Source organism: Streptomyces sp. NRRL WC-3618, assembly GCF_001280005.1.
In the GTDB taxonomy this organism is placed as follows: Bacteria; Actinomycetota; Actinomycetes; order Streptomycetales; family Streptomycetaceae; genus Streptomyces.
Genome location: NZ_LGDW01000305.1, coordinates 1 through 403 on the forward strand (window position 1 = coordinate 1; position 403 = coordinate 403).

1 pseudogene is annotated in these 403 nt (G+C 71.2%); it reads left to right on the forward strand.

The annotated features are described in order from the left end of the window. Positions 1–403 (forward strand): annotated as a pseudogene (locus ADL01_RS46510) (cation-translocating P-type ATPase); the annotation flags it as partial.

Here is a 403-nt window from a genome sequence, read left to right on the forward strand (position 1 = left end):
GAACACCACCCCGGGCAACCCACCCGGCAAAGGCTCCCCCGAAGGCGCCCGCACCCCCGCCCCCGGCCTCACCGCCGCCGAAGTGGCAGAACGCGTCGCCCGCGGCGAGGTCAACGACGTCCCCGTACGCAGCAGCCGCAGCGTCTCCGAGATCGTCCGCGCGAACGTCTTCACCAGGTTCAACGCGATCATCGGCATCCTCTGGCTGATCATGCTGTTCGTCGCCCCGTTCCAGGACAGCCTGTTCGGGTACGTCATCCTCGCCAACACCGGCATCGGCATCGTCCAGGAGTGGCGGGCGGAAAAAAACCCCGCCTCCCCGCCCCTGTATGGGGTAGGCAAACCCAACGGCCGCCCCCGCGGAGGGGCGGCCCGGGGGGGGGACCCCCTCCCCCTCCCCGGC